This window comes from Rhodophyticola sp. CCM32, from assembly GCF_004751985.1.
In the GTDB taxonomy this organism is placed as follows: domain Bacteria; phylum Pseudomonadota; class Alphaproteobacteria; order Rhodobacterales; family Rhodobacteraceae; genus Rhodophyticola.
The window spans coordinates 585,050-610,560 of the sequence record NZ_CP038492.1 but is presented as its reverse complement, the minus strand read 5'-3'; the positions used below and the strand labels follow the sequence as shown (position 1 = coordinate 610,560).

Sequence of the window (25,511 nt, the reverse complement as noted above, 5' to 3'; positions counted from 1 at the left end):
GGCAATGAAATTCACCCCACGGCCCTGCGTCCGGCGTCTTGCGCCACCTCTGCGCTTGTCCTTGGCCCTCAGGCTCCGTAAACCACGCGGGCGTGCTTGAAGGCTGCTACGAAGGACTGCCCCATGATCCCCCGCTATTCCCGCCCACAAATGGTCGCCCTTTGGGAGCCCGCCAGCAAATTCCGCATCTGGTATGAGATCGAGGCCCATGCTTGCGATGCCCAGGCCGCCCTCGGGGTGATCCCGAAAGAGAATGCGCAGGCAGTGTGGAAGGCCAAAGACGTGGCTTTCGATGTCGCCCGGATTGATGAGATCGAGGCCGTCACCAAACATGATGTCATCGCCTTTCTGACCCATCTGGCCGAGATCATCGGCAATGACGAGGCCCGGTTCGTGCATCAGGGCATGACCTCGTCGGATGTACTCGACACCACGCTGAACGTACAACTGGTGCGTGCCGCCGATATCCTTCTGGCGGATATGGAGGCGCTCTTGGCGGCCCTGAAACGCCGGGCCCATGAACACAGGATGGATGTGCGCATCGGCCGGTCCCATGGCATCCATGCCGAGCCGGTGACCATGGGCCTGACCTTCGCACGCTTCTATGCCGAGATGGACCGGAACCGCACCCGTCTGCGCACCGCGCGGGCCGAGATTGCCACCGGCGCCATCTCGGGCGCGGTGGGGACTTTTGCCAATATCGACCCCGCGGTCGAGGCTCATGTCTGCGCGCAACTGGGGCTGGAGCCGGAGCCGATCTCGACCCAGGTTATCCCCCGCGACCGCCATGCGATGTTCTTTGCCACCCTGGGCGTCATCGCCAGCAGTATCGAGAATATCGCCATCGAGATCCGCCATATGCAGCGCACCGAGGTTCTGGAGGCCGAGGAGTTCTTTTCCAAAGGCCAGAAAGGCTCTTCGGCGATGCCCCATAAGCGCAACCCGGTGCTGACCGAGAACCTGACCGGGCTGGCGCGGCTGGTGCGCATGTCGGTGATCCCGGCGATGGAAAATGTGGCGCTTTGGCATGAACGCGATATCAGCCATTCCTCGGTCGAACGGATGATCGGCCCTGATGCCACGATCACCCTTGATTTTGCCCTTGCCCGGCTGACCGGCGTGATCGAAAAACTGGTGATCTACCCTGACAACATGCTGGCAAACATGCATAAATTCCGCGGTCTCGTGCATTCCCAACGGGTGCTTCTGGCCCTGACACAGGCAGGCATCAGCCGCGAGGATGCCTATCGGCTGGTGCAGCGCAATGCGATGAAGGTCTGGGAAGAGGGCAAGGATTTTCAACAGGAGCTTCTGGGTGATGCCGAGGTGACCGCCGCGCTCAGCCCGACCGAGATTGCCGAGAAATTCGACCTCGGCTATCACACCAAACACGTGGACACGATCTTTGCCCGGGTGTTTGGCGATTAAAGCGGTTTTCGATGCAGATCAAACGCAAACCGCTATAGAGCAGAAACCGACCACATAACCACATGAATGCCGAGGGCATCGCCCGAACCGAGGGCTGGGTGAGAAGCGCCCGCGCCCCGTGGGCGCGGTACGGGCGCTGCCCGGCGGTGCCGCCGGGCGCAAGGATGGTGTGGCCTCTCGTCCCGAAACCAGAGAAATTCACTGAAAATCCATCGGATTTCCCGCAGCGTTGGAAACCCGGGCTTAACCCTGCCCCCCAATGCTGGCCCCTGTGGTGGGCAGACAATGAACGGGGCAAGGCAATGGCGCAGGGTGGCGAGGTTTTGGATCATGCGGGCCCCGCCCCATCCGGTGGGCCGGGGGCGGTTCAACGGCTGACACCGGGGCAGAAGGCGGCGGTGATCGTCCGACTGCTACTGTCCGAAGATGTGCCCCTGGCGCTGGACCGGCTGACCCCGGTGCAGCAGGAACGTCTGGCCCGGTATATGGCAACGCTCAGCCATGTGAACCGCGCCACACTTGCCGGCGTGGTGCAGGAGTTCACAACCGCGCTCGACAATCTGGCCCTGATCTTTCCCGAAGGTCTGCCAGATGCGCTGACCCTGCTGGAGCCGCATCTGTCCGCCCCGGCACGCGAGGGGCTTCTGGCCGAAACCCAGGCCCAGACCCCCGCCGATCCCTGGGCCCGGCTGGCGGAACTGGAAGATGAGGATCTGGTGGCGCTGATCACCAGCGAAAGCGCCGAGGTGTGCGCGATCCTTCTGTCGAAACTTTCTGTCGCCCGTGCGGCCGAGATTCTGGCCATGCTGCCCGAAGACCGCGCCGAACTGGTCGCACATGCGGTGTCGCTGACCAGCACGGTCTCGCCCGACATGGTTGACCGCATCGGCATGACCCTGACCGGCCAGCTTGGGAACAAACCCAAGATCGCCTTCAATACCAGCGCGGTGGACCGGGTCGGCGCAATCCTGAACGCGGCCTCGGGCTCGATCCGCGATGCCATTCTCGACGGGCTGGACAAACGCAATGCCGAATTTGCCGAACAGGTGCGCCGCGCGATCTTTACCTTCGAACATATCCCCAAACGCCTGAAACCGACCGATGTGCCGAAGGTGATGCGCCTGGTGGACCCCGGCAAGGCGATCATCGCCTGTGCCTCGGGTCTGGCCGAATATCCCATTGCGGTGGAATTCCTGCTGGAAAACATGTCGAAACGCATGGCCGAACAGTTGCGCGAAGACGCCGAAACCCTCGGCACCCCCCGCCTGAATGAAGGAGAGGCCGCAATGGCCGAGATCATCACCGCGATCCGCGATCTGGTCGAAAGCAATGAAATCATGCTGATCCCGCAGGAGGAGGACGAGATATAGGGTTGGGGGGGCGCCATGGCCGCGGCCGGACAGTCCACCACAATGGTCCACATCAATCTCCCGCCCGGCGGCAGCCCCGGGCCGGGCCCGAACCCTAGCCGCCACGGCCCCCACCCCCTATGATCCGGGTGGATCGGAGGCGGTGGAATGGTCCTGCAATTCACAGATCGCGGCATTTATTGCCCCGCAGGCGGGTTCTATATCGACCCGTGGAAACCGGTTGACCGCGCTTTGATCACCCATGGCCATGCGGATCATGCCCGTCCGGGCCATGGCCGCTATCTGACCACCGGTTCTGCCGCGCCGGTCATACGTCACCGGCTTGGGGATATCGCGCTGGACACGCTGGCCTATGGCGAAACCCGGCAGATCGGCGCGGCGCGGGTCAGCTATCACCCCGCAGGCCATGTGCCGGGCTCTGCCCAGATCAGGGTGGAGGTCTCGGGCGAGGTCTGGGTTGCCTCGGGCGATTACAAAACCGTTGATGACGGGCTGTCGGAACCGTTTGAACCGGTGCGTTGCCATGCGTTCATCACCGAATCCACCTTCGGCCTGCCGATCTATAAATGGCCGGATCAGGCGACACTGGCCGCAGATATCAACGGTTGGTGGGCCGCGAATGCCGCCGCGAACCGCGCCTCGGTTCTGGGGGTCTATTCCCTGGGCAAGGCGCAACGGGTGCTGCGCCTGCTGGACCCGGCCATCGGCCCGATCCTGACCCATGGCGCGGTGGAGGCGACCAATCAGGTGATCCGCGCCCAGGGCCTGGCCCTGCCCGAGACCATTCCGGTCACCCCCGATCTTGACCTCAAAACCCTGCCCGGCCCGATGGTTCTGGCCCCGCCCTCGGCGCTTGGCTCTGCCTGGATGCGCCGGTTCGGCCCTGCCTCCACCGGTTTCGCATCAGGCTGGATGCGCCTGCGGGGCATGCGCCGCCGCCGCGCCGCCGACCGGGGCTTTGTGATCTCGGACCACGCGGATTGGGAAGGCTTGAACAGCGCGATCCGGGCCACGGGCGCCGAACGGGTGTTTGTCACCCATGGCTATACGGCCCAGTTCTGTCGCTGGCTGAGAGATCAGGGCTATGACGCAGGCATTGTCGAAACCGATTACAACGGCGAGAGCCTGGATGAACAGGACACCAAGAAGGATCAGGCATGATCTGCCGGGGTGTGGAATGTCAGACGGTTTTGACCTTTACGTCATAAACCGACCCAAAATCGGGAAAGCGGACCTTGGCGCTGGATGCAGAGAAAGAGGGAAAAGAGCCCGTCTTGCAAGAATGCTGCATTGCCGCCAATGTCACCTTCTCGGAAAAATGAATAGGCACTGGAATGAGTATCGATTGGCAAAGGGCAGCAGCCTATGTCGTTGCTGTTGACGCAAACCAACAGATTTTGCTGACGCAATTTAGCAAAGCCGGGCATCCCAAATCCGGCGCTTGGACGTTGCCGGGTGGCGGCATGGAATGGGGCGAGCAGGCACACGAAACAGCACTACGTGAACTGGAGGAAGAGACTGGCCTATGCGCAGATATCGGCCCCTTATTAGGTGCACAGTCGGAGTGGTTTGACGAAAGGACATCCGAGCGAAGACAATGCGGCCTCGCACTCCGCTTGATATTCAAAGCGCGGAACTGTGAAGGCGAACTCAAGACAGACTTCAGGGGCGATGATACAACGGTGGGGGCAGCTTGGTTCTCAATCGACGCAGTCCAACAATTGAACAGGGTAGAGGTTGTAGACTTTGGCCTTTCTCTAACTTCCATAAATGAAGTTGCCGGTTGATCATTTCTAACGGCTAGAAAGCGGACGTTAAATCGACATCGACCGAGGTCCGCTTCGTCCCGCCCTGTCGACCTTGGCGCGGGCTGCATTGAAGGCCAATATTGCGCGACACAGCCCCATTACAAAGCGTTTCGACTTCATTTTGAAACGCCTTTCGCTGCCTCTCGCCTTTGGCTCAAACGCGAAAGGCGTTGTATTGCTTCAAGGTAAAGTCGAAACGCTATAGGATGCAGAAAATCCGTTTCATTCCGTCAAAGACGCGCGATGTTCCACGCCGGGCAGGTCACCCGCATCATCCTGTGATACCGGGATGAAACGTTTCGCCGCCCTGTTCACCGCGCTGGACCAGACCACCAAAACCAGCCTCAAGACCGCCGCGCTGGCGGAGTATTTCCGCGATGCCCCGGCGGATGACAAGCTGTGGACCATCGCCCTGCTCTCCGGTCGCCGCCCGCGCCGCACGGTGACCACCACGCTTCTGCGCGCATGGGCGGCGGAACGGGCCGACATTCCGCTTTGGCTGTTCGAAGACTGTTATCCGGTGGTCGGCGATCTGAGCGAAACCATCGCCCTTGTGCTGCCCCCGGCCACCCGGACCAGCGATCACAGCCTGACACACTGGATCACCGCGTTGCGCACATTGGGCACCGCCGGTGAGGCCGAGAAGAAAACCGCGATCCTCGCGGCCTGGGATCAACTGCCACCGACAGAGCGTTTCGTGTTCAACAAGCTGATCACCGGCGGCTGGCGCATGGGGGTCAGCCAAAAACTCATGACCCGCGCCCTGTCTCAGGCCACGGGCGTGGAGGAACCGGATCTGACCCACCGTCTGATGGGCAACTGGACCCCGGAAACCACCAGTTTTCACGCCCTGATCGAGGCCCCTGACCCGACCGCCGATCTGTCGCGCCCCTACCCGTTTTATCTGGCCTATCAACTCGACGGTCCGCCGGACGCCCTTGGCCCGGTGACCAACTGGCTGGCCGAGCGGAAATGGGACGGGATTCGTGGCCAGTTCATCCTGCGCGAGGGGCAGCATTTCCTGTGGTCGCGGGGTGAAGAGCTGATGACTGACAGGTTTCCGGAACTGGCCCAGCTTAAGGATTTTTTGCCCGACGGCACCGTTCTGGATGCCGAAGTGCTGGCCTTTGCTGCGGAAAAACCGCTGCCTTTCTCGCGGCTGCAACCCCGCATCGGGCGCAAGACGGTGCCGAAGACACTGCTGGCCGAGGCGCCGGTGATCCTGATGGCCTATGACCTGCTGGAATGGGAGGGCGCGGATATCCGCGACCGGCCCATTTCCGCCCGCCGCGCTTTGCTTGAAACACATATCGCGCATCTGCCCCCTGCCCTCCCGCTCCGCCTTTCCGCCGCGGTTCCGGCCCAAAGCTGGGATGATCTTGTCGCCGCCCGCCAGATCAGCCGCGAGATCGGTGCCGAGGGTCTGATGCTGAAACGCCTGTCCGCCCCCTATCTGGCAGGCCGCAAAAAAGGCGACTGGTGGAAATGGAAGGTCGATCCGCTGACCATTGATGCGGTGATGATCTATGCCCAGGCCGGATCGGGGCGCCGGGCAACACTGTATACCGATTTCACCTTCGCGGTCTGGAAGGGCACCGATCTGGTGCCCTTCGCCAAGGCCTATTCCGGCCTGACCGATGCGGAGTTTCGCGAGATCACCGCCTGGGTCCGCAAGAACACAACCGACACATTCGGCCCGGTCCGCGCCGTGACCCCGCAACATGTGTTCGAGATCGCCTTTGAAGGCATTCAGGCCTCACCCCGGCACAAATCCGGTGTCGCCCTGCGCTTCCCCCGGATGCTGCGCTGGCGGCGCGACAAACCGGTTGAGGAGGCCAATACATTCGAGGATCTGCAACAGATGCTGGCGCAATATGGCTGACTGGGCCTGGATCGGAACAACCTGTTGAGGTGCGACTGCTAACGCGTTTCGACTTTATGTTGAAACGCTATAACGACAGTCTTGATGCGCGGCAAAGCGCGATTGCCGGAATTCTGCAGAATTCCGAACGGGAAAACTGGAGTTTTCCCTGTCGTTTTCCTTGAGGAAAACGCCTGATGCGTTTCGGATAGGCCTTGTCTCGAAAAAAGCGGCCTCTCGCCTTCGGCTCAAACGCGAATTTCGATGAACGATGGCACAGAATAAACGATTTCGTTCTACCCCGCCAACACAGCCCTGATCTTCGCGGCATGGGCTGCCAGAGCCTCGGGATCGGCCATTATGCCCGGGGGGCGTATCGGCTGGCCCTCATGGCGCGGCAGGACATGGAAATGCAGGTGGAACACCTCCTGCCCGCCTGCCGCCTCGTTGAATTGCTGAAGGGTCACGCCATCGGCCTCAAACGCGGTCATCACCGCATGGCCCAGTGTCTGCACCGTCTGGATACAGGCAGTCAGTTGCGCCGGTGTGGCATCCAGCAGATTGCGCGCGCCGCTGCGCGGGATCACCAGGCAATGGCCATCGGCGCGCGGCATGATATCCATGATCGCAACCGTCTCGTCATCCTCATAGACCCGCTCGGCCGGAAGATCGCCACGCAGGATTTTCGCAAAAATATTCTCAGGGTCATATCTGGTCACAGGCGCCACCATCCTTCTTGCTGTCCGGTCAGGATATAGCGCTGAAACCCGTCTCAGGCCACATCCGCAACCGAGACCGGGCGCTGCCCCGCCGCCCATTCCCGTGCCGCCACCCCGAAGGCCGCGAAAAGCGGGCGCGATACCGGGTCTTCGGCGGCCCGGTATTCCGGGTGCCACTGCACCGACAGGGTAAGGCCCGGGGCATCGGCGATATAGATGGCCTCGGGCGTGCCATCCTCTGCATGGCCATCAATCACCACGCGGGATCCGGCCCGTTTGATCCCCTGCCCGTGCAATGTGTTCGTCATCACCTGGCGGGCCCCCATCAACCGGTGAAACGGCCCGTTTTCGGAAAAGCTCACCTTGTGGCGCAGGGCGAATTTCTCATCAAGGGAGCCATCAGGCGGCATCCTATGGTTCATGCGCCCGGGCAGATCGCGGATTTCCGGGTAAAGCGTGCCGCCCATGGCCACATTCACCTCCTGAAAGCCGCGGCACACCCCCAGAAACGGCTGCCCCCGGTCGACACAGGCGCGGATCAATGGCAGCGCAACCGCATCGCGGGCGCGGTCAAAGGCGCCATGGGCCTCGGTTTCGGCCTCGCCATATTCCTCCGGGTGGACATTCGGGCGCCCGCCGGTGAACAGAAACCCGGCACAGGTCTCCATCAGTTCCTCGGTCGAGACAAAACGCGGGTCCGCCGGGATCAGCAGAGGCATCCCTTCCGAGACCTCCGCCACAGCCTCGGAATTCATCGTGCCCCCCGCATGGGTGGCATATTCATCATTGATCAGATGATGATTGCCGATGATACCAATGACAGGTCGCCCCATGATCCCTCCGTCATGCAAGATGGTCTTTCTATACGCGCCTGTGGAAACCCTGCAAACCCGCGCCCAAGCGAAACCCTCTGTGCATCAGCGCACCTGCCCGGATTTTGGGCAGTCACGGCAGATGCGCGGTCACTTCAATCTCGATCTTCATGCGCGGGTCCTGCAGGGCGGCGATGATCATCGTCGCCGCCGGGCGCGCCGTGCCCAGCCAGGCGCGGGTCACCGGCCAGCAGGGTTCCCAATCCGCACCATCGGGCAGGATGTAACGCACGCGGACCACATCGCCCATCGACGCGCCTGCCTCTGTCAGCGCCGCGTCGATATTGCGAAAGGCCTGTTCGGCCTGCACCGCAACATCCGCGCTGATCTCCATACTGGCATACTCAAACCCGGTGGTCCCGGCGACAAAGACCCAGCCATCGCAGACCACCGCCCGCGCATAGCCAATCTGCGCCTCAAACTCCGAGCCGGAACTGATCAGCCGCCGTGTCACGCCACCCCCTCCAGCCCCGCCGCCGCGATCCCGGCCAGCGCGGCCTCTGCGTCATTTTCCGAGGTGTCGCCGGTTACGCCCACGGCGCCGATCACCGCGCCCGCAGAACCTTTTACAAGAACCCCACCCGGCACCGGGATCACCTTGCCACCATAGGCGCCATTCACGGCGGCCATGAAATAGGCCTGGCTTTCCGCGCGCGCCATCTGCGCCGATCCGGGCATGCCCAGCATCACCGCGCCATAGGCCTTGCCCTGCGCGATCTCGAACCGGCCCGGGGCTGCGCCGTCTTCCCGCTCGAAGGCCAGCACATGACCGCCCGCATCCAGCACCACCACCGAAAGCGGTTTCAGACCCAACTCCCGGCCTTTGGCGCGGGCCTCCGCCACGATCACCCGCGCCTGTTCCAATGAAATCGCCATTCTTCACCTCTCCCCATACAGGCAAAACACCGCCCCGCTGCCGGATACTCCGATCCCGGGCAGGCCCGCATCAGCCCCTTCTTTGTTTCCCAAATATGGCCGCCGGAGGCATCTGCCCCCGCCAACATCCCGATGCTCACAGATAAAACCCCGGCTTCACTCCGCCTTCCACTCCAGACGCCGCGCATGGAGCACCGGCTCGGTATAGCCCGAGGGCTGATCCCGCCCCTTGAACACCAGATCGCAGGCCGCAGCGAAAGCGAGGCCGTTGAAACCCGGCGCCATCGGCGTATAGGCGGGATCGCCCGCATTCTGGCCGTCCACCACTTCGGCCATGCGGCGCATCACCTCCATCACCTGTGCCTCATCCGCCACCCCGTGATGCAGCCAGTTTGCCATATGCTGGGCCGAGATCCGGCAGGTCGCCCGATCCTCCATCAGCCCCACATCATGGATATCCGGCACTTTGGAACACCCCACACCCTGATCAATCCAGCGCACCACATAGCCCAGAATACCCTGGGCATTGTTCTCCAGCTCGCGCAAAATCTGCGCCTCGCTCCAGCGTCGGCGGGCCGCCAGCGGGATATCCAGCAAGGCCGAGACCGGGGCCCGCAACCCGCCTTTCGCCAGCCGTGCCTGCACGTCCGCCACATCCACCTGATGATAATGCAGGCTGTGCAGCACCGCCGCTGTGGGCGATGGCACCCAGGCGCAATTTGCCCCCGCGCGCGGATGACCGATCTTCGCCTCCAGCATCGCGGCCATCTTGTCGGGCATCGCCCACATGCCCTTGCCGATCTGCGCCCGCCCGCGCAGCCCGCATTCCAGCCCGATATCCACATTCCGGCTTTCATAGGCCTCGATCCAGGGTTTCTGCTTTATGAAATCCTTGCGGCTGAACGGCCCCGCCTCCATCGAGGTATGAATCTCATCCCCGGTCCGGTCCAGAAACCCGGTATTGATGAAGGCGACGCGGTGTTTGGCGGCGCGGATGCATTCCTTGAGATTGACCGAGGTGCGGCGCTCCTCATCCATGATCCCCAGCTTCACGGTGTAGCGCTCAAGCCCCAGCACCGCCTCAACCCGGCTGAAACAGGCATCGGCAAAACCCACCTCGTCAGGCCCGTGCATCTTCGGCTTGACCACATAGACCGATCCGGCGGCCGAGTTACGCGCCTCGTCACCGGTTTTCCGCAGATCATGGCAGGCGATCAGCGTGGTGATCATCCCGTCCATCAGCCCTTCAAACGCCTCTGACCCATCGCGCAGCAGGATCGCCTTGTTGGTCATCAGATGCCCCACATTCCTGACCAGCATCAGGGCCCGGGCGTTCACCTGCATCGGGCGGCCATCGGGGGCAGTGTATTCAAGATCGCCCGCCAGCCGCCGGGTCATCATCCGGCCGCCTTTCTCGAAGCGTTCCTCCAGATCGCCTTTCATCAGGCCCAGCCAGTTGCCATAGGCCTGCACCTTGTCCGCCGCATCGACGCAGGCCACGGAATCCTCGCAATCCATGATCGCGGAAACCGCCGCCTCCATCCGAATATCCGCCAGCCCGGCCCGGTCCCGGCTGCCGATCGGATGGGCGCTGTCAAAGACCAGCTCCACATGCAGCCCGTGATTGACCAGAAGCACCCGCTCCGGCGCCTCTGGGTCGCCCATATATCCGGCGAATTTCCCCGGGCTGACCAAAGGCGCCCCGTCGATCCGCAGCGCGCCCTTTTCCACATGGTAGCGCCCGGCCTCCGCATGGCTTGCCCCCGCAATCGGAAAGGCCTGATCCAGAAACACCCTTGCGCGTGCCACCACCCGCGCGCCCCGCCCCTGGTCAAACCCCCCGTCCGGCGGCAAAGACCCGATCGCATCGGTGCCGTAAAAGGCATCATACAGGCTGCCCCAGCGGGCATTCGCCGCGTTCAGCGCAAAGCGTGCATTGGTCACCGGCACCACCAGTTGCGGGCCCGCCACCTCGGCAATCTCGCGGTCGATATACGAGGTTTCAACCGCGACATTGCCGCCGTCCGGCACGATATAACCGATCTCTTCCAGAAACGCCTGATAGGCATCCGGGTCATGGGGCTGACCGCGCCGGGCAATATGCCAGGCATCAATCCGGCCCTGTATCTCTTCGCGCCGGTCCAGAAGCGCCCGGTTTTCCGGAGCCGCCTCGTGCAGCAAGGCCGAAAACCCGGCCCAGAACCTGGCCTTGTCCACCCCGGTTCCGGGCAGGGCCCGCTGTTCCAGAAACTCCGCAAGTTCAGGGGCCACCTGCAACCCGTCCCGCTCGACCCGTCCTGTCATCTCGACACCTCGCCCTGTTCCATGACGGCCTTTATCCGGCCCCGTTCTCCAGTAGAAACAAACCGTCCCGGACGCAAGAAAGCCGGACGTCTTGCCCCCTGCGACAGGCTGGCCTACCGTCCCCGCAGATTGCATATTGCCCTCGCCGGAGCTTCCCGCCGTGAAAGACGCCGCCCCGCAGACCATAAACCTGGCCGATTACCAGCCCCCCGCCTATCTGATCGACGCGGTCCATCTGAGCTTCCGGCTGGACCCGAAAGCCACCCGCGTCCGCAGCCGGATCACCTTTCGCGCCAATCCCGATGGTGGTGACCGGGGTGATCTGGTGCTGGACGGCGAGAACCTGAAGCTGATTTCGGCCCGTATCGACGACAGCCCCCTGAACACAGATGAATATCTGCTGACCGAGATCGGGCTGACCGTGCCCGCCGCGCGGCTTCCCGGCGACAGTTTCACCTGGGAGGCCGAGGTGGAGATCGCGCCGGAAGACAACACCGCGCTGGAAGGGCTGTATATGTCGAACGGCATGTATTGCACCCAATGCGAGGCCGAGGGCTTTCGCAAGATCACCTATTACCCGGACCGCCCCGATGTGATGGCGCCTTTCACCGTCACGGTTGAAAGCGCCCTTCCGGTGATGCTGTCCAACGGCAACCCGCAGGACCCGGATTTCGCAAGAAATCCCGACGGAAATCTGCCGGTTTCCGCCACCACCTGGCATGACCCATGGCCGAAACCGGCCTATCTGTTCGCGCTGGTGGCCGGTGATCTCAGGGCGGTGTCCGACAGGTTCACCACGATGGAGGCCAAGGATATCGCGCTCAACATCTGGGTCCGCCTCGGGGATGAGGACCGATGCGCCTATGCGATGGATGCGCTGAAGCGCTCCATGACCTGGGATGAACAGGTCTATCGGCGGGCCTATGATCTGGAGATGTTCAACATCGTCGCCGTGGATGATTTCAACATGGGCGCGATGGAGAACAAGGGCCTGAATGTTTTCAACTCGAAATTCGTTCTGGCCAGCCCCGAAACCGCCACCGACCGCGATTTCGATTTCATCGAACGGATCATCGCCCATGAATATTTCCATAACTGGACCGGCAACCGCATCACCTGCCGCGACTGGTTCCAGCTGTGCCTGAAAGAGGGCCTGACCGTCTTTCGGGACCAGCAGTTCAGCGCCGATATGCGATCCGCCCCGGTGAAACGTATCGAGGATGTGGTGCAGTTGCGCGCGCGTCAGTTCCGCGAGGATGCCGGCCCCCTGGCCCATAATGTGCGCCCGGAACATTATGTGGAAATCAACAATTTCTACACCGCCACGGTCTATGAAAAAGGCGCCGAGGTGATCCGCATGCTGCGCCTGATTGTCGGGCCGGACGGGTATGACCAGGCGCTTCAGCTCTATTTCGACCGTCATGACGGGCAGGCCTGCACGATCGAGGATTGGCTGGCCGTGTTCGAGGATGCGACCGGCCGCGATCTGTCACAGTTCAAACGCTGGTACAGTCAGGCGGGCACCCCGCGCGTGACACTTGAGGAACAGTTCCGGAATGGCACCTACAGCCTGACCCTTCGCCAGACCATCCCGCCAACCCCGGATCAGCCGCGGAAAGAGCCCGCTTTGATCCCCATCGCTTTTGGTCTTCTGTCCCCCCGGGGGGTGGAAACCCACCCCACCCGCGTCATTGAACTGGCGGATGCGGAAACCACGGTCATCGTCGGCGGGCTGGCCGAAAAGCCGGTACCCTCGCTTCTGCGCGGGTTTTCGGCCCCGGTCATCCTTGACCACACACCCGATTTCACAGATCGCGCGCTGCTTCTGGCCCATGACACGGACCCGTTCAACCGGTGGGAAGCCGGGCGCAGCCTGGCCCGCGAAACCCTGCTTGGCATGCTGTCCGACACCAATACCGCCCCCGCCCCGGCTTTCCTTGATGGGCTTATGCACCTGGCAGATGATGACAGTCTTGACCCGGATTTCCGGGCCCTGGCCCTGGCGCTGCCGTCAGAGGATGACATCGCACAGGGCGCGCTGGAACATGGGCTGGTGCCGGACCCAAGCGCCATTCACGCCACAAGGAAAGCGCTGAAAGAGATCATCGGCACCCATCTGCGCCCGGTGCTTGACCGGCTTTATGACGCCCTGGACCCGGGCCCGGATTACAGCCCTGATGCCATCCAGGCGGGCAAACGCGCCTTGCGCAACACCGCCCTTGGCCTGACCGCCCATCTGGATCAGGGCGCCCGCGCCCGGACCCATTACGACGGGGCCGGGAACATGACCGACCAGCTGGCCGGGTTCGCCTGCCTGCTGGATCAGGGCGATCCGGATATCGCCGGGCAGTTCCATGACCAATGGCAGGGCGACCGGCTGGTGATGGACAAATGGTTCACCCTGCAAGTCAGCCATGCGGCGCCGGATGTCGCCGTTGCAACCGCCGAAGCGCTGACCGGGCATCCGCTCTTCGACTGGAAAAACCCCAACCGGTTCCGCGCCGTGATCGGCGGGCTGACCGCGGGCAACCCGGCCGGGTTCCACGACCCGAGCGGGGCGGGTTATGGGTTTCTGGCTGACTGGCTGATCAGGCTTGACCGGACAAACCCGCAAACCGCCGCCCGCATGTCCACCGCGTTCGAGACATGGAAACGGTACGATACGGACCGGCAGGCCCTGATGACCGGGGCGTTGAACCGGATCGCGCAGACCAGGGGGCTGAGCCCGGATCTGACCGAGATGACGGCACGGATGCTTGCCTGAAGCATTGGAAATTTCAACCTCCCGGCCTCGGATTCACACATATGCTTTATCCGAGACAATAGCCACCGGGGGCTTTCATCGCGCCAATCCAGATACCCATACAAAAACGCCGCCCGAACCCGGACGGCGTTTTTCGCATCTTTGGCAAACGGCGTTAACGGCGCGCCAGCGCCTTCCAGGCCCCAGTGACGATCAGCGCGGCAAGCACCGCCTTGATCGCATCGCCAATCAGGAACGGGGCCACAAACCCGGCCCAGACCGACGCGGCGGGCAGGCCGACCCAGCCGGCCTCAACCCCAAGGGCGCCGGCCACAGCCATCGGCCAGGCCAGGCCGGGCAGATACAGCAGCGCCGAGATCACCAGAGCCGACAGCCCCGTGGTCACCACACCCCGCGCCAGGCCACGCTCAGCCGCGAAACCCGCCAGCCAGGCCATGCCGACAAACCCGATCAGAAACCCCGCCGTCGGACCGGCAAAGGCCGCCGGGCCAATCGCGGTTGTTGGCGTGAACACCGGCAGGCCCGCCCATCCCTGGGCCAGATAGGCCAGCAATGTCACCGCGCCCATGCGCGAGCCAAAGGCAAAACCGACACTCAGAATGGCCAGCGTCTGCAAGCTCATCGGCGAGGGCCAGAGCGGCACACTGACCTTCGCGGCCATGGCAATCAGCAAAGTACCAGCCAGCACCATCAGGGTCTTGCGCAGCAAGCCATCGGTCCCGAATGTGGCCTGGCTCAGGGTCATGTTGCGGCTCATCGGCCTCTCCTCACTTCATCTGTAAAATCCTGTTGCGAAACCTTGTCCCGTGCAGGCCGGTCAAAGTCAAGCGATCCGCCGCAGGCAGGCGGTCTTGTCAAGCCACCCCGAAACCGCCATGAGGCAGCCATGGAAAACCGACTTGATGGACAGATCGCGCTGGTCACCGGCGCGTCACGGGGGATCGGCGCGGCCAGTGCCGAATGGCTGGCGGGTCGCGGCGCCCATGTGGTTGCGGTGGCGCGCACAATCGGCGGGCTGGAAGAGCTGGATGACCGCATTCAGACCGCAGGCGGCAGCGCCACCCTGGCCCCGATGGATGTGACGGATGAGAATGCGATGGCCCATTTCTGCCGGTCCATACATGACCGGTGGGGCAAGGCGGATATCTGGGTGCATACAGCGTTTCATGCCAGCGCCCTGACCCCCACCCCGCATCTGACCGCACATGATCTCGATACGGTGATCGCCACCAATATCCGCGCCCTGGCCCGGCTGATCGCCCTGATCGATCCGCTGATCACCCCCAGCCCGGCCCCGAAAGCGGTGTTTTTCGACAGCGACTGGGACGCGAAATTCGCCAGCGCCTATGGACTGTCCAAAGCCGCCGGGCGGGCGCTGGTGGAAAGCTGGCAGGCCGAAACCCTGCGCGACAGCCTGGCGGTGCACCTGCTGCGCCCGGCCCCGATGCCCACCGCCATCCGCGCCCGGTTCTACCCCGGTGAGCCCCGCGACAGACTGGCCAGCCCGAAGGAGGAAGCCGCACGGCTTCTGCCAGCCGTATTCGACACGTAACCCGGTTCGGCGAAGGGCCAAATGCTGAAAAGGATCAGCCGTCAGACGGCTTTGACCGTCACACCCTGACATTACAGCATGCTGCCTTAAACCTGAGACATCGCGCATCACAAATGTCCCGGGAACGCGAAGCGTGGCAGGGTATTTGTGATTCAAGTTTAAGGCAGGGTGCTTTAAACCAAACATGCGAAACCTGGAGACGCTGTGGATCGGGCGGTTTGCAGCGGAAATGTCAGACGAGCCCGCTTTGCCGGTTTTCTGTAGTGCGGCGAAGCGCTTTTATCGCCCGCGAAACTATAGCGAAATCGTTTTATTCTGCACCACCGCTCATCAAAATTCGCGTTCTATAGCGTTTCGACTTACTGTTGAAACGCATTGGATCAGTAGCTTTCTGACCCGGAGGCAGAGAATTTTGATTCAGATGAAACGATTTCTGCTCTAGCATTATCCGTCGCGTCCGGGTTCGTCCGGGTCGCTGGAGAACAGGGCGATCTTGTTGCCTTGGGGGTCGCGCAGGTAGCCAACATAGAAATGGGGTCCATAGGAGGCACGGAAACCCGGCTGGCCCTCATCCGAACCGCCTGCGGCAAGCGCGGCGGAGTGAAGGTCGCGAACCTGCTTTTGATTGTGCGCCTCGAATGCGATCATAGTGCCGTTCCCGGCCGAGGCCGGACGTCCATCGAAAGTTGGTTTAACGTAGAAATCCGGCAAAACGGCAGACTGACCCGGCCCGGCGGGCAGTGCGTAGCTCAGGCCCTCAGAACTTTCCTTCAGGTCGTAATCAAGCGCTGGCAGGAATGCAGAGTAAAACCGCTTCGCGCGAGCGATGTCATCGGCACCGACCGTGACATAGGCAATCATGCTGCGCGTCCTTTCCGGAAGTTTGGTTGTTGCAATGCGTTTACAGCATTGTGGTAGGCCAACACATAATCCGGTTCAATAACCGCGACATGATCGATCATTTAGGCATCCTGCGGCTGAAGACCCAAAGTAATCCTTCATGCGCAGGCAATATCACACCGAAAAAGACTATATGTTGAATGTTGAATTCATCCCCGAAAGCGGTCATCGGAGCAGTTGCAGCGAAATCTCACTTTATTCCGTACACCCGCCCCTGACCTCTGGGCCATAAATAACTGACATGCCTATATGATTTGGTCCGGGAAGTCTGCCACATCATGTCAAAGCTGCGCGACGGTTCATATCAGCCCGCTTCGGCATCCATCTCATTGGCCAATGCCTCGGCCCGGGCGGCCAGTTCGGCCAGGGCATCGGTCACCTGCGCCGGGATCACCGTGATCTCGGCGGGCGGTGCGGCCTCTTCCAGTTCCGTGATCCGGCGGGCCCGGTCGTCAAGCTTGCCCTGCGCCGCAGTCAGGGCTGCCTGCATCTCTTCGGCCTCGCCCTGCATGCAGCGCAGATCCTCTTCCAGACCGGCGGTCTTGTCGGCCAGCATCAGGCCCGCCATCAGCAGCATGCGTTCCGGCGGCATCCGCCCGACCTGGCCCAGAATGACGGCGGCCTCCCTGTCCAGCATGCGGCCCGCCGCTTCCAGAAACACCTCTTCGCCCTCCTGGCAGGCCACGGCGAAACTGCGGCCGCCGATTTCGATATCCAGTTCAGGCATTGGCGTTGTCTCCACTTACCAAAGGGGTCAGTTCGTCAAGAATATCCTGCATCTCCGCCGCATCTGCCGCCCGTTCGGCCTTCAGGGTGACCAGTTCAGCGGCCATCGCCGCGTTCAGCAGATCCGGGTCCACCGCATCGCCCCTGGCCGCGATCTGACGCATTTCCTGACTGGCATCGCGCAGCGCCGCATTGGCAAGGCGCAACTGGCGCAATTCGCCGCGCAAGGTTGTTTCGGCCCCCCCATCCCCTTCGCGCGCGCGCAACTCATCCAGCGCATCCTGTGCTTCATCCCGTGCCTGCTGTGCGGCCTGGCTTTCAGTCCGCAGGCGCTTGGCCCGGCGGCGCAGAACCACAACCTCCCCTTCCAGCCGGGTGATTGTCTCTATATCCGCCGGGTCGCTGGTCACGCTGCCTGCCGCTGCGTCCAGTTCCGCCATTTTCCCGCGCAACTCTTCATTGGCGGTGCGGGCCTCTTCCAATTCGCCCTTGAGCTCCGCCAATTGGTCCTCATGGGCCGCGGCGACACGGGCCAGTTCATCCTGGCTGGCCTGACGCGACGCCTCCAGCGCGCGAAGCTGTTCCGTCAGATCGGCCTGGGCCGCCTGTTCGGCAGCCAGCGCAACCTGGGTTTCAGCCAAAGCCGCGCCATCGGCACCTTCCGTTTCAGACAACCTTGCGGCCAGTTCGGCGGCGCGGGCCTCAGCGGCCTCCAGCGCGGCGGTTGCGGCCTCAACCTCGCCCCTGCCCTGGCTTCGCAAACTGCCCATGCCCGCGGCAATCCTGTCCAGTGCGGCGGCCAGCCGCCCCTCCAGCGCGGAGATTTTCTCCATATCTGCGGTATCGCTCATGCTCTGTCGATGTCCCCGGTCTCTCTTTGGCGCCCCTTTGAAAGGGGCCGTTTTTCGCCCTGCCCGGCGGGCGTGGTGCCACATGCCGAACCCTCTGCCACAGCGAATCGCATCCAGCCCCATTTTGCAACCATTTCCCGCTGTTTTGGCCCCTGACAGGCGTATTTCGGGGCAAAATCACCGTCCCCCATACCCGGTCTGCTTGCACTTCGCCTTGCCTCTGCTATCACCGCCGCACGCAACCGCCATTTGAGACAGGATGCCCACATTGGACCTTTCCGCCCTTGCCGCAAAGAACCCCGCCCATTGGGCCCGCGCCACCTGCATTCGCACACTGACGCTGGATGCGGTCCATGCGGCCAATTCCGGCCATTCCGGCATGCCCATGGGCATGGCCGATGTGGCGACGGTTCTGTTCGAAAAGCATCTGAGCTTTGATGCCGCAGCGCCTGACTGGCCGAACCGCGACCGGTTCATTCTCTCTGCGGGCCATGGCTCGATGCTGATCTATGCGCTGCTGCATCTGACCGGCTATGCAGATATGACCCTCGACCAGATCAGGAATTTCCGCCAATTGGGCGCCATCACCGCCGGTCACCCGGAATATGGCCATGCCACCGGCATTGAAACCACCACCGGCCCCCTGGGTCAGGGGATCGCCAATGCGGTGGGTTTTGCCATGGCCGAGGAATCGCTCCGCGCCCGCTGGGGCCGCAAGCTGATCAACCATCACACCTATTGCATCGCCGGCGATGGCTGCCTGATGGAAGGGATCAGCCAGGAGGCCATCGCCCTTGCCGGACGTCAGGAGCTGAGCCGGCTGATCGTGATGTGGGACAATAACGGCATCACCATCGACGGAGATGTGGCCCTGTCGGACCGGACCGAGCAGAAAGCCCGGTTCGCGGCCTCGGGCTGGGATGTGGTCGAATGCGACGGCCATGACCCGGTAGATATCGACCGCGCGCTGACCGAGGCAAAGGCCTCGCCCCGCCCGGCCATGATTGCCTGCAAGACCCATATCGCCCTCGGCTCCGCCGCACAGGATACTGCCAAAGGCCATGGCGCGCTGACCGATCCGAAATTGATCGCAGATACCAAAGCCGCCTATGGCTGGTCCTACGGGCCGTTCGAAATCCCCTCCGATCTGAAAGCGGAATGGGAAGCCATCGGCGCCCGGGGGCGTGCAACCCGCGAGGCATGGGAGACCGAGTTTGGCCTGACATCCGCCAACCGCCAGGCCAATTTCACCCGGGCTTTCGCAGGCGATCTGCCCAAAAAGCTTTCGGCCACGATCAAAGCCCTGAAAAAGCAGATATCTGAAACCGCCCCCAAACTGGCCACCCGCAAGGCCAGCGAAATGGCGTTGGAGGTGATCAACCCGATTGTGCCGGAAACCCTGGGCGGCTCTGCCGATCTGACCGGGTCGAACAACACCAGAACTGCGGGGCTCGGCATGTTCGGCCCCGAAGACCGCAAGGGCCGCCATATCCATTACGGCATCCGCGAACATGGCATGGCGGCGGCGATGAACGGCATGGCGCTTCATGGGGGGGTGCGGCCCTATGGCGGCACCTTCATGTGCTTCACCGATTACGCGCGCGGCGCGATCCGGCTCAGCGCGCTGATGGGGGTGCCGGTGCAATATGTGATGACCCATGACAGCATCGGCCTGGGCGAAGATGGCCCCACCCATCAGCCGGTGGAACATCTGGCCATGCTGCGCGCCACACCCAACTGCCTGCTGTTCCGCCCGGCAGATGCGGTTGAAACCGCCGAGGCCTGGGAACTGGCACTTGAACAAAAGACAACACCATCAGTGCTGGCGCTCAGCCGTCAGGGCCTGCCTACGGTGCGGCTTGATCATAAGACCAGAAACATGGTCGCCCAGGGTGGCTATGTGCTGGCCGATGCCGAGGGCAAACGCCAGGTGATCCTCATGGCCACCGGATCGGAAGTGTCCATCGCCATGGAGGCGCGCGATCTGCTTCAGGCCCGGGGCATCGGCACCCGCGTGGTTTCCATGCCCTGCTGGGAGCTGTTCGAGGCCCAGCCCGAAACCTATCGCAAACGGGTTCTGCCGGGCGGCCCGGTGCGGGTGGCGGTTGAGGCCGCCATGCGCTTTGGCTGGGATCGCTGGCTTTTTGGTGAACGCGGCAAACCGGCAAAGGCGGGGTTCATCGGCATGGACGGCTTTGGCGGCTCCGCCCCGGCGGGTGATCTTTATACCCATTTCGGCATCACCGCCGAAGCGGTGGCCGACAAGGCCAAATCCCTGCTGGCATAACACAGACGGCACATCCGGCAGGCGCGGCGCTCACCGCCCTGCCCGCCCCTTCTCTATCTCAAAAATACTTCCGCCGGAGGCTGCGCAAACCGGCCCGCCCGCACCCGGCCCCGGCTTTGCGCCCACAATTGCCGCCCGCGATCAATGCCCCTTCGCCGCCCGCCCCGTCACCGCGCGGATCGCGGGGCTGATCACCTTTGTGGCCAGCGGGATCAGCACAAAACCCAGCATCAGGCCCAAAGCACCGTCGATCACCGCCTTCACGGCCCAGCCCACCGCGCCTCTCAGATCAGCGGGCGCCAGATGCGCCACCGCCTCGGCCGCATGATGGATCATCTCTTCGGGCGCGTGCCAGCCCAGTTCCGCCAGCCCGTGGAGGATGATCGACCCGCCAACCCACAGCATTGCCGCCGTGCCCACCCAGGTCAGACCGGTCATGAAGCCCGGCATGCCGCGCACAATGGCCCGGCCCAGCGCGCGCGTGGCCCGCAGACGCCCGGCTGCCGCCATATGCAGCCCCACATCATCGGCCTTCACAATCAACGCGACGCTGCCATACACCAGCACCGTGATCCCCAGGCCCACAAGCCCCAGGGCCGCCGCCTTGAACCACAACCCGCTTTCGGGAAGGGCGGCCAGCGCAATGGTCATGATCTCGGCTGACAGGATGAAATCGGTCTTGATCGCGCCCTGTACCTTCTCCTCCTCCAGATGCGCCGCATCTTCCGGGATCACATCCCCCCCGCCATGGCCCTGCCCGCCCGGGCTCAGCTTGTGCCAGATCTTTTCGGCCCCTTCGAAACACAGATAGCCCCCGCCCAGCATCAGAAGCGGCGGGATCATCCATGGGGCGAAGACCGATAACAGCATCGCCACAGGCAGCAGGATCACCAGTTTGTTGAAGATCGAGCCGCGGGCGATGCGCCAGACAATCGGCAATTCGCGCCGGGCCTCAAACCCATGCACATATTTCGGCGTCACGGCGGCATCGTCGATCACCGCACCTGCCGCCTTGGCCCCGGCCTTGGCCGCCTGCCCGACCACATCATCAACCGACGCGGCTGCCATCTTGGCAATTCCCGCCACATCATCCAACAGCGCCAGAAGACCGCTCATAATTCTCTGCCCTATCCGCGTTTCGCAAACCAGACGTGGCCCATTCCCTGCCGGAAGGCAATCATTGCCTGCACTGACACGCCCTGCCCACCCGTTAGCGCCAACATCGGAAGTTTGCGCTAACATACAGAAAACACGTGATTTTTACCTTTTCCCGAAAAGAATACCATTGTATGCCGCGCCATGTGGGGGTCATCGGAAACACGCCCTGAAGGAGTGGACATGACTGTGACAATCGGGATCAACGGGTTTGGCCGCATCGGGCGCTGTACGCTGGCCCATATCGCCGAAAGCGGGCGCAATGACGTGCAGGTTGTCAAGATCAATGCAACCGGCCCGATCGACACAAATGCCCATCTCCTGAAATATGACTCGATCCATGGCCGGTTTGGCGGCGAGGTCCGAGTCTCGGGCGATACGCTTGATCTGGGGCGCGGGCCGATGAAGGTGTTTTCAACCTATGAGCCCCGGGCGCTGGACTGGTCCGGCTGCGATGTGGTTCTGGAATGCACCGGCAAATTCAACAGCCGCGATCAGGCGGCGGTGCATCTGGATCAGGGGGCGAAACGGGTTCTGGTCTCGGCCCCGGCCCGCGATGTGGATAAAACCGTGGTCTATGGCGTGAACCACCGGGAGCTGACCCGCGACCATCACGTGGTCTCCAACGGATCCTGCACCACCAATTGCCTGGCGCCGCTGGCAAAGGTGCTGAATGATGCCATCGGCATCGAGCGTGGGATCATGACCACGATCCACAGCTATACGGGCGATCAGCCCACGCTGGACCGTCGGCACGGCGATCTCTATCGCGCGCGGGCGGCGGCCCTGGCAATGATCCCGACCTCGACCGGTGCGGCAAAGGCCCTGAAAGAGGTGCTGCCGGAACTGGAGGGCAAGCTTGACGGCTCCGCGCTTCGGGTGCCCACGCCGAATGTCTCTGCCGTCGATCTGACCTTCGAGGCCGGGCGCGAGACCTCGGTGGAGGAGGTCAACGCCGTGGTGGCCGAGGCCGCGCAAGGCCATATGGGCGCGGTTCTGGCCTATGACCCCGAGGCCAAGGTTTCCATTGATTTCAACCATACCAGCCATTCCTCGATCTTTGCGCCGGACCAGACCAAGGTTGTGGGCGGGCGCACGGTGCGGGTGCTGGCCTGGTATGACAATGAATGGGGGTTCTCGGTGCGGATGGCCGATGTGGCAGGCGCCATGGGCCGTTTGCTGCACTGAGGGGTTGCGCCCGCGCCCGCCCCGCCCCAGTCTGCCCCCTTGAGCAATCGCCCGGGGATCATCGGGAATGACCAACACCGTCGCCGCCTGGCTGGCCGCCGTGATCATCGCGATCTTTGCGGCGGATCATTTTGTCTTTGACTGGGGCTTGCCGCTGATCCTGGGCCGGCTGATGCTGGGCGTACTGGACTGGGTCGCCTTCTGGCGCTGATCCGCGCCAAGCCGGATCGGCAAGACCGCCTGCAATCAGACCCCGGGGCGACATCGTGGCCGCCCGGTCAGGGCCCCCTTTCCAACCGGTCATCAGGGCGTTACAAGGCCCATGTTACCGCTAACAGATGCCACGCCCCGGAAAAATCTGCATAGTGGTGTCAGGATCACATCAGGATTGAGGAGGCTCAGATGGCCGTCAAAGTTGCAATCAACGGGTTCGGGAGGATCGGCCGAAACGTCCTGCGCGCGATCATAGAATCGGGACGCACGGATATCGAGGTGATTGCGATCAACGATCTGGGCCCGGTTGAAACCAATGCCCATCTGCTGCGCTTTGACAGTGTCCATGGCCGGTTCCCCGCCACCGTCACCACCACCGAGACCAGCATGGATGTGGGCCGGGGGCCGATGGCGGTGACCGCCATCCGCAACCCCGCCGATCTGCCCTGGGCGGATGTGGATATCGTTCTGGAATGCACCGGCATCTTCACGTCGAAAGAGGCCTGCGCGGCGCATCTGGAAAACGGCGCCTCCCGGGTGCTGATCTCGGCCCCGGGCGCGAATGCGGATGCGACCATTGTCTACGGGGTGAACCATGAGGTGCTGGACGCGGATAAAGTCATTGTCTCGAATGCCTCCTGCACCACCAATTGCCTGTCGCCCGTGGCCAAGGTTCTGAATGACGCCGTGGGCCTGAAACGCGGTTTCATGACCACGATCCATTCCTATACCGGCGACCAGCCAACGCTGGACACGATGCACAAGGATCTCTACCGCGCGCGCGCCGCCGCGCTCAGCATGATCCCGACCTCGACCGGGGCGGCCAAGGCCGTGGGTCTGGTGCTGCCCGAGCTGAACGGCAAGCTGGATGGCGTGGCGATCCGGGTGCCCACACCCAATGTGTCGGTTGTCGATCTGACGTTTGAGGCCAGCCGCGACACATCTGCGGAAGAGATCAATGCCGCGATCCATGCCGCTGCCGCGAACGGCCCGCTGAAAGGCATTCTGGGCGTCACCGATGACAAGCTTGTCTCGATGGATTTCAACCATGATTCCCACAGTTCGATCTTTGCCACCGATCAGACCAAGGTGATGGATGGCAATATGTGCCGGGTGCTGAGCTGGTATGACAATGAATGGGGATTTTCCTGCCGGATGTCGGATACAGCGGTTGAAATGGGCAAATATCTTTGACACGGGGTCGGTTTCCTTGAGGAAACCAGCAGGAGTTCTTAAGAACTCCTGCGCCCTGCCTTTCGGTTCACGGAGATATGCATGACCTGGAAAACCCTCGACGACATGGAGCTTGCGGGCAAGATCGTGCTCACCCGTGTCGATATCAATGTGCCGGTCGAAAACGGCCAGGTCACCGACACCACCCGGATTGACCGGATCATACCGACCATCAGGGATATTCAGGCCAAAGGCGGGAAACCTGTTCTGCTCGCCCATTTCGGTCGCCCCAAGGGCAAACCGGTGCCTGAGATGTCGCTGCGTGTCACCCTGCCCGCGCTTGAAACAGCCCTCGGTCAGCCCGTCACCTTCATTGAGAGACCAGGCCGCGAGGCTCTTGAGGCGGAACCGGCGGATGCGGTGATCCTTGTCGAAAACACCCGTTTCACGCCGATGGAAGAGGCCAATGACCCGCAAATGGCCGGGTTTCTGGCCTCCCTTGGTGATGTGTTCTGCAATGATGCGTTTTCCGCCGCGCATCGGGCCCATGCCTCGACCGAAGGCATTGCGCGGCTTCTGCCCGCCTGTGCCGGTCGTCTGATGCAGGCGGAACTCAGCGCGCTGGAGGCCGCACTTGGCACCCCGCAGCCTCCGGTGATGGCGATTGTGGGGGGGGCCAAAGTCTCCACCAAACTGGCGCTTCTGGGCAATCTTGTCTCAAAGACCGACATGCTGGTGATCGGCGGCGGCATGGCCAACACATTCCTGGCCGCGCAGGGCGTCAATGTGGGCAAATCGCTCGCGGAACATGACATGGCCGACACCGCGCGGGACATTCTGGCCAGGGCCCGTGCCGCGGGATGCGAGATCGTGCTGCCAAGTGATATCGTCGTGGCAACCGAATTCAGGGAACACGCCGCGCACCAGACCGTCCCGGTCAGCGCCTGCCCCGCCGATGCCATGATCCTTGATGCGGGGCCCGAGACCTCCGCACATATCGCCGCGCGTCTCGCCGATACCCGCACCGTGGTGATGAACGGCCCGCTGGGCGTGTTCGAGATGGCACCGTTTCACCGCGCCACCTTTGCCCTGGTCGAGGAGATCGCCCGCCTGACCGGGACCGGCAAACTGGTCTCGATCGCCGGTGGCGGGGATACCGTCGCGGCAATCAACGCCGCCGGACATGGGGACGGGTTCACCTATATCTCCACCGCAGGCGGCGCGTTTCTGGAATGGATGGAGGGCAAAACCCTGCCCGGCGTCGCCGCCTTGGAAGGGTGAGGCAGAGAGAAAAAGCAGACGGGGTCCGCCTTTCTGACGGGGTCAGGGTTTTTGTCTGAACCCGTTCTGCCACGCGGCACGGGCATGTCATGCACGGGGCCGCACACCCTGAAAACAGTATGTTCCGGCAAAACCGCGCCGGCGTTAGCGCCACCAATCTTGCCCGCCATGGCCGCACCGCAT

At 62.7% G+C, this 25,511-nt stretch carries 22 protein-coding genes; 12 read left to right on the top strand and 10 right to left on the bottom strand.

Annotation, left to right across the window (positions count from 1 at the left end; all coding sequences use genetic code 11):
* Positions 1–123 precede the first annotated feature (123 nt).
* From purB to E2K80_RS02975, 5 genes are all read left to right on the top strand, one after another.
* A complete protein-coding gene (purB, locus tag E2K80_RS02995) occupies positions 124–1,428 on the top strand; it encodes an adenylosuccinate lyase (protein WP_135372641.1) in 1,305 nt (434 codons plus the stop codon).
* Positions 1,429–1,730: 302 nt separating this feature from the next.
* A complete protein-coding gene (locus tag E2K80_RS02990) occupies positions 1,731–2,798 on the top strand; it encodes a flagellar motor switch protein FliG (RefSeq protein WP_168193083.1) in 1,068 nt (355 codons plus the stop codon).
* Positions 2,799–2,945: 147 nt separating this feature from the next.
* Positions 2,946–3,959, top strand: coding sequence for a ligase-associated DNA damage response exonuclease (locus tag E2K80_RS02985; RefSeq protein WP_135372637.1), 1,014 nt, complete (start codon positions 2,946–2,948; stop codon positions 3,957–3,959).
* Positions 3,960–4,132: 173 nt separating this feature from the next.
* Positions 4,133–4,585, top strand: coding sequence for an NUDIX hydrolase (locus E2K80_RS02980; protein ID WP_135372635.1), 453 nt, complete (start codon positions 4,133–4,135; stop codon positions 4,583–4,585).
* Between the two features lie 310 nt (positions 4,586–4,895).
* Positions 4,896–6,488, top strand: a complete 1,593-nt coding sequence (locus E2K80_RS02975; protein ID WP_135372633.1) for an ATP-dependent DNA ligase — start codon at positions 4,896–4,898, stop codon at positions 6,486–6,488.
* A 275-nt stretch (positions 6,489–6,763) separates the two neighbouring features.
* On the opposite strand, the gene E2K80_RS02970 is transcribed toward E2K80_RS02975, so the two are convergent.
* The 5 genes from E2K80_RS02970 to E2K80_RS02950 form a co-directional block, all read right to left on the bottom strand.
* Positions 6,764–7,186 (bottom strand): HIT family protein, encoded by a 423-nt coding sequence (locus E2K80_RS02970; RefSeq protein WP_135372631.1) that lies wholly within the window; start codon positions 7,184–7,186, stop codon positions 6,764–6,766.
* A 53-nt stretch (positions 7,187–7,239) separates the two neighbouring features.
* A complete protein-coding gene (locus E2K80_RS02965; protein ID WP_135372629.1) occupies positions 7,240–8,019 on the bottom strand; it encodes a gamma-glutamyl-gamma-aminobutyrate hydrolase family protein in 780 nt (259 codons plus the stop codon).
* Between the two features lie 112 nt (positions 8,020–8,131).
* The gene (locus E2K80_RS02960) at positions 8,132–8,512 is read right to left on the bottom strand and encodes a RidA family protein (protein ID WP_135372627.1); all 381 of its coding nucleotides are present in this window, start codon (positions 8,510–8,512) and stop codon (positions 8,132–8,134) included.
* Positions 8,509–8,934 (bottom strand): GlcG/HbpS family heme-binding protein, encoded by a 426-nt coding sequence (locus E2K80_RS02955; protein WP_135372625.1) that lies wholly within the window; start codon positions 8,932–8,934, stop codon positions 8,509–8,511. Before E2K80_RS02955 ends, E2K80_RS02960 begins: the two co-directional genes overlap by 4 nt.
* Positions 8,935–9,090: 156 nt before the next feature.
* A complete protein-coding gene (locus E2K80_RS02950) occupies positions 9,091–11,238 on the bottom strand; it encodes a malate synthase G (protein WP_135372623.1) in 2,148 nt (715 codons plus the stop codon).
* A 160-nt stretch (positions 11,239–11,398) separates the two neighbouring features.
* Here E2K80_RS02950 and pepN point away from each other — a divergent pair, with 160 nt between their 5' ends.
* Positions 11,399–14,002, top strand: coding sequence for an aminopeptidase N (gene pepN, locus E2K80_RS02945; RefSeq protein WP_135372621.1), 2,604 nt, complete (start codon positions 11,399–11,401; stop codon positions 14,000–14,002).
* A gap of 154 nt (positions 14,003–14,156) precedes the next feature.
* On the opposite strand, the gene E2K80_RS02940 is transcribed toward pepN, so the two are convergent.
* The gene (locus E2K80_RS02940) at positions 14,157–14,759 is read right to left on the bottom strand and encodes a biotin transporter BioY (RefSeq protein ID WP_135372619.1); all 603 of its coding nucleotides are present in this window, start codon (positions 14,757–14,759) and stop codon (positions 14,157–14,159) included.
* Between the two features lie 129 nt (positions 14,760–14,888).
* Between E2K80_RS02940 and E2K80_RS02935 the strand changes: the two genes are divergently transcribed.
* A complete protein-coding gene (locus E2K80_RS02935; protein ID WP_135372617.1) occupies positions 14,889–15,554 on the top strand; it encodes an SDR family NAD(P)-dependent oxidoreductase in 666 nt (221 codons plus the stop codon).
* Between the two features lie 444 nt (positions 15,555–15,998).
* On the opposite strand, the gene E2K80_RS02930 is transcribed toward E2K80_RS02935, so the two are convergent.
* From E2K80_RS02930 to E2K80_RS02920, 3 genes are all read right to left on the bottom strand, one after another.
* Complete coding sequence (locus E2K80_RS02930; RefSeq protein WP_135372615.1) at positions 15,999–16,415, bottom strand: VOC family protein; 417 nt, start codon at positions 16,413–16,415, stop codon at positions 15,999–16,001.
* Between the two features lie 343 nt (positions 16,416–16,758).
* Entirely contained in the window at positions 16,759–17,181 is a 423-nt protein-coding gene (locus tag E2K80_RS02925) for a cell division protein ZapA (RefSeq protein WP_135372608.1), read from the bottom strand.
* Complete coding sequence (locus E2K80_RS02920) at positions 17,174–18,031, bottom strand: hypothetical protein (RefSeq protein ID WP_135372597.1); 858 nt, start codon at positions 18,029–18,031, stop codon at positions 17,174–17,176. The genes E2K80_RS02925 and E2K80_RS02920 overlap by 8 nt, the downstream gene beginning before the upstream one ends.
* A 259-nt stretch (positions 18,032–18,290) precedes the next feature.
* Between E2K80_RS02920 and tkt the strand changes: the two genes are divergently transcribed.
* A complete protein-coding gene (gene tkt, locus E2K80_RS02915) occupies positions 18,291–20,318 on the top strand; it encodes a transketolase (protein WP_443216546.1) in 2,028 nt (675 codons plus the stop codon).
* A gap of 141 nt (positions 20,319–20,459) precedes the next feature.
* Here the strand turns inward: tkt and E2K80_RS02910 are convergent, their stop codons facing one another.
* Positions 20,460–21,434, bottom strand: coding sequence for a DUF808 domain-containing protein (locus E2K80_RS02910; protein ID WP_135372595.1), 975 nt, complete (start codon positions 21,432–21,434; stop codon positions 20,460–20,462).
* A gap of 222 nt (positions 21,435–21,656) precedes the next feature.
* Here E2K80_RS02910 and gap (E2K80_RS02905) point away from each other — a divergent pair, with 222 nt between their 5' ends.
* From gap (E2K80_RS02905) to E2K80_RS02895, 4 genes are all read left to right on the top strand, one after another.
* The gene (gap, locus tag E2K80_RS02905; RefSeq protein WP_135372593.1) at positions 21,657–22,661 is read left to right on the top strand and encodes a type I glyceraldehyde-3-phosphate dehydrogenase; all 1,005 of its coding nucleotides are present in this window, start codon (positions 21,657–21,659) and stop codon (positions 22,659–22,661) included.
* Between the two features lie 67 nt (positions 22,662–22,728).
* A complete protein-coding gene (locus E2K80_RS19025) occupies positions 22,729–22,872 on the top strand; it encodes a hypothetical protein (RefSeq protein WP_168193082.1) in 144 nt (47 codons plus the stop codon).
* Positions 22,873–23,063: 191 nt separating this feature from the next.
* The gene (gene gap, locus E2K80_RS02900) at positions 23,064–24,068 is read left to right on the top strand and encodes a type I glyceraldehyde-3-phosphate dehydrogenase (RefSeq protein WP_135372592.1); all 1,005 of its coding nucleotides are present in this window, start codon (positions 23,064–23,066) and stop codon (positions 24,066–24,068) included.
* Between the two features lie 81 nt (positions 24,069–24,149).
* The gene (locus E2K80_RS02895) at positions 24,150–25,328 is read left to right on the top strand and encodes a phosphoglycerate kinase (protein WP_135372591.1); all 1,179 of its coding nucleotides are present in this window, start codon (positions 24,150–24,152) and stop codon (positions 25,326–25,328) included.
* Positions 25,329–25,511: the final 183 nt, after the last annotated feature.